Genomic DNA, 7,299 nt, shown 5'->3' on the forward strand with positions numbered 1-7,299 from the left:
TATCAAAAGGGGGAGAAAGAATGACGAGTATTTCAAAGGAGTTAGAGCGTATTTTAGAGGACTATGCACCGATTGTGAAGGAAGGGCATCAGGTGTTGATTGGTTTACTAGATGGTACTGTACAACTGGAAAAAGGACAGGAGGGAGAAGCACCTGTGCAAATTCGCGTTTCTCCTCTGGATGAACGAATAGAGATGACAGTTGATGCTTTATTTCAAGGGATCTAATACCTTTGTAAGGAGATGGGCAGATGAAGGATGAAGAAATTCTAAAAAAGCTACATGAGTTTTCAGAGTACTTAGATGCTGGAAATATCCTCAGCTATTTATTGCGGAAATTTGGATGGGCGTGTATCAAAGTTCTTTCCATTCTAGTGGATGGATTAGAAGGGATTACAGACAGCATTTTAGGGATTAAAACCTTCTTTAATTCACCGGATATTCAAGATTTTATTACTAAGGTTCAACCCTTTTTATATGTGTTACTGGCTTTTTCCTTTTTGTATATCGGCTACATGTTAATCATTCAGAAGAAAGTCAATCGTGAACAAATTATGATTAACATTTTTATTTCAATGGCAGTCTTACTTTTATTAAACACAAGCATGTTAAAGGCGGATAAGTTCACTGACCAAGCCATTGAAGCCGTTGATTTAAATGAAAAAGGCACTGTAAGTGAAAAGATTATTAAAAGTAATATCACAGATGTGGCACAATTTGACCTTACGAAATGGAAGAGTCCAGAATTGAAAGAACCAAATAAAGTGCCTCAAAAAAATATTATGATGATTGATATTACTGAAAAGATTGATGATAAATTTAAGGTTTCTAAAGATAAAGAATTAAGTGCTGATGGAAAAGACATAATCACCCATAAGACTGCTTTGACACCAGATGGGAAAGATGGAGTTGCAGAGCTAGATAATGGATGGTTTGATTTCTTTCCAGAACTTTATTATCGATGGTCATGGAACTTCTGGACAATTGCTATTTCCCTCTTTGTTATAGGGATGACACAGTTGTTTACCTCAATTAAACTAGCGAAACTGTGTTACGAAATAGGATTTAACTCGATTTTAGCCCAATTAGTTGCACCTGCCGATGTATCAGACGGACAAAAGTTAAAAGCTGTACTAAAAAACATAGTGAATACGTTCCTAGTCATCATTATGATTTTCATTTCCATGAAGGTCTATTTGATGGGAACGGTCTTTATTAGCGATAAATTAGAAGGTATTCCGTATCTCATTGCATTGATTGCCTTTAGTATTGCCGTTGTAGATGGCCCGATCATGTGTGAACGTCTATTTGGCATTGATGCCGGCCTCAAGAGTGGTTGGGGTGCTATAGCAGGAGGATTTGGAATAGCAAAAGGCATTGAAAGTGGTATTGGCATGATGAACAGAACAGCAAAAGGAGGAGCTAACCTTGCAAAAGGTATTGGTAATGTAGGAAAAGGACTTGGTAGTGGTGCTCTTCAGACAGCAGCAGGAGTTGGCGGTCTTGGTAAAGGGTTAACTACACAAGGAAATAAAGAAAAACAGCCAGCCTTGCATGAAGAAATGAAAAAGGCAGGAATGGCAGGTGAGAAAGGAAACGCTGCTTCTAAAGGTCAAAACTCAGGAAATGAGCAGAAAGCTCAACAACAGGGATTGTCTGCTACTGAAAAACAAGAAGGGGGCAAAAATACTGAAGGAAATTCTTCAGAAGGGAAAGGAGCAGGTCAAGGAACATCATTACAAGATGAAATGAAGGCAGCAGGTGTTTCTACTGATAGTCAAGGATCAACTTCCTCTGTAGAAGGTGGAAATACATCTCTACATGATGAAATGCAAGCCTCTGGTTATGCTGAAGGTGCAAGTGAAGGTACTGGATCTTCTGTAGAGGGCGGAAGTGCTTCTCTACATGATGAAATGCAAGCCTCTGGTTATGCTGAAGGTGCAAGTGAAGGTACTGGATCTTCTGTAGAAGGTGGAAGTGCTTCTCTACATGATGAAATGCAAGCTTCTGGTTATAGTGAGAGTGCAAATGAAGGTACCGGATCTTCTGTAGAGGGTGGAAGTGCTTCCTTACATGATGAAATGCAGGCTTCTGGTCATAGTGGAAACACAAATGGAGGCAGCTCCTCTGTAGGGAAGGCAAGTGCTTCTCTACATGATGAAATGCAGGCTTCTGGTCATAGTGGAAGTACAAATGGAGGCAGCTCTTCTGTAGGAAAGGCAAGTACTCCTCTACATGGTGAAATGCAGGCTTCCGGTCATAGTGGAAGTACAAATGGAGGCAGCTCTTCTGTAGGAAAGGCAAGTACTCCTCTACATGGTGAAATGCAAGCTTCTGGTCAGAGTGGAAGTACAAATGGAGGCAGCTCCTCTGTAGGAAGTATGAGTACGCCTGTTCATGAAGAAATTCAAACTTCCGGTTACGGTGGAAGTACAAGTGAAGGTGGATCTTCTGTAGGAAATGTGAGTACACCTGTTCATGAAGAAATTCAAACTTCCGGTTACGGCGGAAGTACAAGTGAAGGTAGCTCTTCTATAGGAAATGTGAGTACACCTGTTCATGAAGAAATTCAAACTTCCGGTTACGGCGGAAGTACAAGTGAAGGTAGCTCTTCTATAGGAAATGTGAGTACACCTGTTCATGAGGAAATCCAAACTTCCGGTTACGGTGGAAGTACAAGTGAAGGTGGATCTTCTGTAGAAAGTGTAAGTTATCCTACACCAACAAGAGAACCGTCTGATTCCATACCGACAGGGATGGATCAAGCACAAGCACAAGTGGCAGCAACACAGGAACCACGCCAAGGAAAACAACCAATTGAAAAAGACACAGTTCCTGCTTCAACAGACGATATTCCAATGCCAGATCAGAACCGGATAGAAACACGCAATATTGCACAAGTGGTAAAAGATAACTTTAAGGGAGGGGTAGGAAAGGTAAAAGAACGTATTGATAATTCGCAAACAATCCACAAAACAAAACGTTCTTATCAAATTGGACGAAATACAGGGCGAGATTTACGAAACCTTGGATCAAAGAAACGAAATAAACCAGAAGAGAAGTAACAAGCGTTACTTCTCTTTTTTATGGAAAGGAGAAGGGTAATGGCAAACTATAACATTCCAAAAGAAATCACAACAGAATTAAAGATTAATAAGTCTCTTTATCTCTTTGACTTGTTGTTTATTATTGGCTTACTCATGGTCACCATGATGTTACGCTTTTTCATTCATCCTACGCTCCAAATTCCCTTTTATATCTTCATGGGCATATTTGGAGTGTTAATGATCGTTAGACCAAGCACAAACCCTAAAAAACGGATGTATGAGGCGTTGTTGCTTACATTGGTACGAAAGAAGAGCACGTATTGTGCTATAGATCGAGATCAAGAATAAAGGAGGGTAATAGATGGCATTATTTGATGAAAGAATACTAGAAGAAGAGAAACCTACCTCTATCGCAGCTGTTCCTAAAGAGAAGAAAACAACGAAATCGCTTCTTTTTGATGAAAAAGAGATGGATAAACAGATGGGGCGTACAAAGAAAAAGAATCTCTTTTCTCTATTACAACCTCAAAAGGCTGAAAAGGAAAAAAAGAAAAACAAGCCGCCAGAGGTAAAGAAAAGTGTGGTTGATATCATTCCGGTCATCGATCGAACAGATAGTGGGTTATTTCAGTTAAAAGATAATGGAGGCTTTTTTGGGATTTGGCAGCTACAAAGCGCAGATATTAATGCCATGCAAGATCAAGAGGCAGGGCGCAATATTTATACGTTGGCAAAAGGATACCAGGGACATGAGGAAGCATTCAAAATCGTTTCATTAAACTTACCCGTTTCTACTCAAAAACAACAACAGTACCTTGAAAAGAAGATTCGAGAAGCCAAAAATGCGTTATCCCTTCGTTTCTTACAAAAAAAATTAAAAGAACTTCAATATTTAGAATGGGGACGGACCAATCGAGAATACTTTCTTTTTCTTTACGGATCAACTGAATCGGCTGTAAAGGATCAGATGATCCAATTGATGCGAGATATTCAACTCGCTGTCCCTCTGTTACCTGTTTCGGATGAAAAACAAATCAATCTTCTTTACAAACTCTACAATCAAAACGCCAAGCTTGGTAATAAACAATAAGAAAGGATGATAAAACCATGATAACTTTACCTTTTCGTAAAAAAGAGAAAACACCCCAAGAGATCAAGCAGAAAAAAGGATACAATCCCCATTTAGTGGCACAGATCCAACCACAAGGAGGTGTGAGTTTTAAAGAAAACCTCGTGCGAAATGGTGACGGGTATTCGACTTGTATTCATATTTATGAGTATCCGACGAATGTGAATGATTTTTGGCTTGAGCCAATCATGAATATGCCAAATGCCATCACTACCCTAGATGTTGTGAGTGATGAGCGAAAACAAGTAGTAGAAGCCATCAATAAAAATATGTCCGAACAAAATGCACGGCATGTGAATGCCAAAGAAAATATTGATCGAATGGATGCTCAAGAACAGTATTTAGATATGAAAGAGTTATACCGCCAAGTGACAAATGGGGAAGTGATTAAACGTGTTCATCTTCGCATTTATATTGCTGAAAAAACCATTCCTGATTTAGAAAAGCGATTAAAAGAAGTCATTCATCATCTTGAAACGCATAACTTCAGAGGATCCATTTTCTTAAATGAACAAGAGTATGAGTGGGAATCGTTAGTGACGCATTTTGACATTCAAAGGAAATATCCCAATAAGCGAAAAGGAAAGGAAATCCCCGCATTAGCATTAGCCGGAGGATTTCCTTTTCATTTTACTCACTTAGATGATCCATACGGCACATATCAAGGGACAACTCGTACAGGAGGCAGCGTCATCTTTGATTTGTTTCATAAAGACCAACAACGTAAAAGTTATAATGCTGCGTTAATTGGACTAATGGGGGCAGGTAAATCAACCTTTTTAAAGAAAGTGACAACGGATAATGCCATTAAAGGCTATAAGGTTCGGGGATTTGATATTGTAGGAGAGTTTGAAAGTCTCGTCAGAGAACTGGGGGGAAGGCAAATTGCATTAGACGGATCAGAAGGGCTGATTAATCCTTTACAAGTGTTTAAAACCCATGAACATGAGATTAATAGCTTTACGCAGCATTTATCCAAATTAACCGTTTTCTATCGCTTTATTGCACCAGAGGCAAAAGATGATGAGTTAAAAGAGTACGAAAAGTTACTTCGTAAACTCTATATCCAAAAGAAGTTATGGAACGATGAAAAAGGCGTTCGTAATCAAATTACGGGTCTTCCTAAAGAAGCCTACCCAACCTTTAGTAACTTTTTAAAGCTCATTCGTGAAGAGCTTTATGTAAAAGAGGAAACAAAGGAACACCACCCCAACTTAGGGGAGCACCGTAAACTTCGTCTTGAATTAATTGAGCTGAACATTGAAAATTTGGTTGAAACCTACGCTCATTTGTTTGATGGGACTTCGACGATTGAAGATTTTAACGATGAACAAGTCGTATTCTTCTCGATCCGTCATTTATCCAAATTAAAAGATGAAATTGCACAAGCACAGCTTTTCAACGTTATGAGTTTATTGTGGGATGGAATGCTGCAGAATGGAGAACCACAACTGGCAGCCTATACGAAAGGGACATTAGCCTTTGAAGATGCTGTACGTTACCTCATTGTTATTGACGAGGCGCACCATTTAATTAACACGAAAAAAGGAAATGAACATACCTTAGATTTCTTGACAGAGTTTAGTCGAGAAGCACGTAAATATTTTGCTGGCTTAATTTATGCGAGTCATTTAATCAGCGATTTTGTACCAGATGGTTCCGAACAAACAGCGATTGAAAAAATTAAAAAGCTATTTGATTTAACACAATATAAATTCATCATGCAGCAGGATGATAACAACTTAGATACGATTCAGCGAGTGTTTAAAACTGGCATTACCGATAGTGAATTAGCTGAGATTCCGAAGCTACCAATTGGAGATGTTCTTCTTTGTATTAAGTCCGTTAAAAACATTCTCTTTCAGATTGAAATCGATGAGGAAGAAAAAGTGCTGTATGGTGGAGGTGCTTAAGCCTTGCATATTGTTTTACAGCTCATTCCAAAAAAATATTTGATTGGAGGCGCGTTGATCCTGTTAGGATTATCGGGCCTCTTAGTCATGAGTACGATTGTAGCTATTACAGGTGAATTTGAAAATGACAGTCAACAAGGTGATGTAACAGAGATTGAAGGAGGAGGCATTGGCGTAGGAACGGCTAATGTGTCACCAGAAGTCATGAGGTATCAACCCTTGCTTGAAAAATACGCACAAAAGCATGGGTTAGATGCTTCCTACGTGCCAATTATGATGGCACTTATGATGCAAGAAAGTGGAGGAAAAGGCAACGATCCAATGCAATCCTCTGAGTCTAAATGTGGAAGAGTTGGGTGTATTCAGAATCCAGAAGCGTCCATCGATCAAGGGGTCAAACATTTTAAGAGTGTGCTTGAAAAAGCCCATTACGATCTAGAGTTATGTCTACAAAGTTATAATTTCGGGCCAGGGTTTATTATCTTCGTGAACAAGAATGGAGGGCACTATACCAAGGAATTAGCCATTAAGTTTTCGCAAATTCAATATCAAAAAGTCAAGCATACAGGAAACTATCACTGCCTTCGACCAGAAGCTGTTCCCTATCAGGCGTGCTATGGCGATATAGCCTATAAAGATGCGGTTTTGAAATATTACACAGGAACGATCACAGCTGACGGAAAACCGGCTGCTCCTGCGAGTGGAGGAAGTGGTGGTAAATCGGGTGTAAAAGTGATTGACGCAGGCAAAACGTTGATAGGTAAAACACGTTATGTATTTGGCGGTGGACGCTCTCAATCTGATATTAATGCAGGACGTTTTGATTGTTCAAGTTTTGTCAGATGGGCATTCGAACAGGTAGGAATGAATGTTGGTCCGATGTCAGGAGTAACAACCGATACACTCAAAATACAAGGGCAAGCGATCAATCCAAAAGACATGAAGCCTGGGGATGTGGTGTTTTTTGATACCTATAAAAAAGACGGCCATGTCGGCATTTACGTTGGCGATAATCAGTTTTTAGGCTGCCAAGGAAAAACAGGTGTAGCCATCGCAAGTATGGCAAAAGGAACGTATTTTGGTGAACGATTCAATGGAAGAGTAAAACGATTTTAAAAGGAGAAAAGGCGATGAAAAATAAAGCAGCACTACTATTTGGAGCGCTTGCCGTTGTGGTGGCAGGCGTAACCATTTTCAACATTTACCTGAAC

At 39.5% G+C, this 7,299-nt stretch carries 6 protein-coding genes; all 6 read left to right on the plus strand.

Features of this window, described 5'->3' with window-relative positions; translation table 11 throughout:
- Window positions 1-20: 20 nt before the first annotated feature.
- The 6 genes from MKY06_RS30315 to MKY06_RS30340 are packed head-to-tail and all read left to right on the plus strand — an operon-like array spanning window position 21 to window position 7,204.
- On the plus strand, window positions 21-227 hold the full coding sequence (locus tag MKY06_RS30315) for a hypothetical protein (protein WP_218813130.1): 207 nt from the start codon (window positions 21-23) through the stop codon (window positions 225-227).
- Between the two features lie 23 nt (window positions 228-250).
- Window positions 251-3,064: a pLS20_p028 family conjugation system transmembrane protein gene (locus MKY06_RS30320; RefSeq protein ID WP_340962336.1), complete on the plus strand. Its 2,814-nt coding sequence runs from the start codon at window positions 251-253 to the stop codon at window positions 3,062-3,064.
- Window positions 3,065-3,103: 39 nt separating this feature from the next.
- Entirely contained in the window at window positions 3,104-3,394 is a 291-nt protein-coding gene (locus MKY06_RS30325) for a DUF5592 family protein (RefSeq protein ID WP_057275469.1), read from the plus strand.
- A gap of 13 nt (window positions 3,395-3,407) precedes the next feature.
- Complete coding sequence (locus MKY06_RS30330) at window positions 3,408-4,136, plus strand: hypothetical protein (RefSeq protein ID WP_218813128.1); 729 nt, start codon at window positions 3,408-3,410, stop codon at window positions 4,134-4,136.
- 17 nt (window positions 4,137-4,153) lie between these two features.
- A complete protein-coding gene (locus MKY06_RS30335) occupies window positions 4,154-6,088 on the plus strand; it encodes a VirB4 family type IV secretion system protein (RefSeq protein WP_218813127.1) in 1,935 nt (644 codons plus the stop codon).
- A 3-nt stretch (window positions 6,089-6,091) separates the two neighbouring features.
- The gene (locus MKY06_RS30340) at window positions 6,092-7,204 is read left to right on the plus strand and encodes a bifunctional lytic transglycosylase/C40 family peptidase (protein WP_340962338.1); all 1,113 of its coding nucleotides are present in this window, start codon (window positions 6,092-6,094) and stop codon (window positions 7,202-7,204) included.
- Window positions 7,205-7,299 lie beyond the last annotated feature (95 nt).

Source organism: Priestia sp. FSL P4-0332, from assembly GCF_038005845.1.
In the GTDB taxonomy this organism is placed as follows: Bacteria; Bacillota; Bacilli; order Bacillales; family Bacillaceae_H; genus Priestia.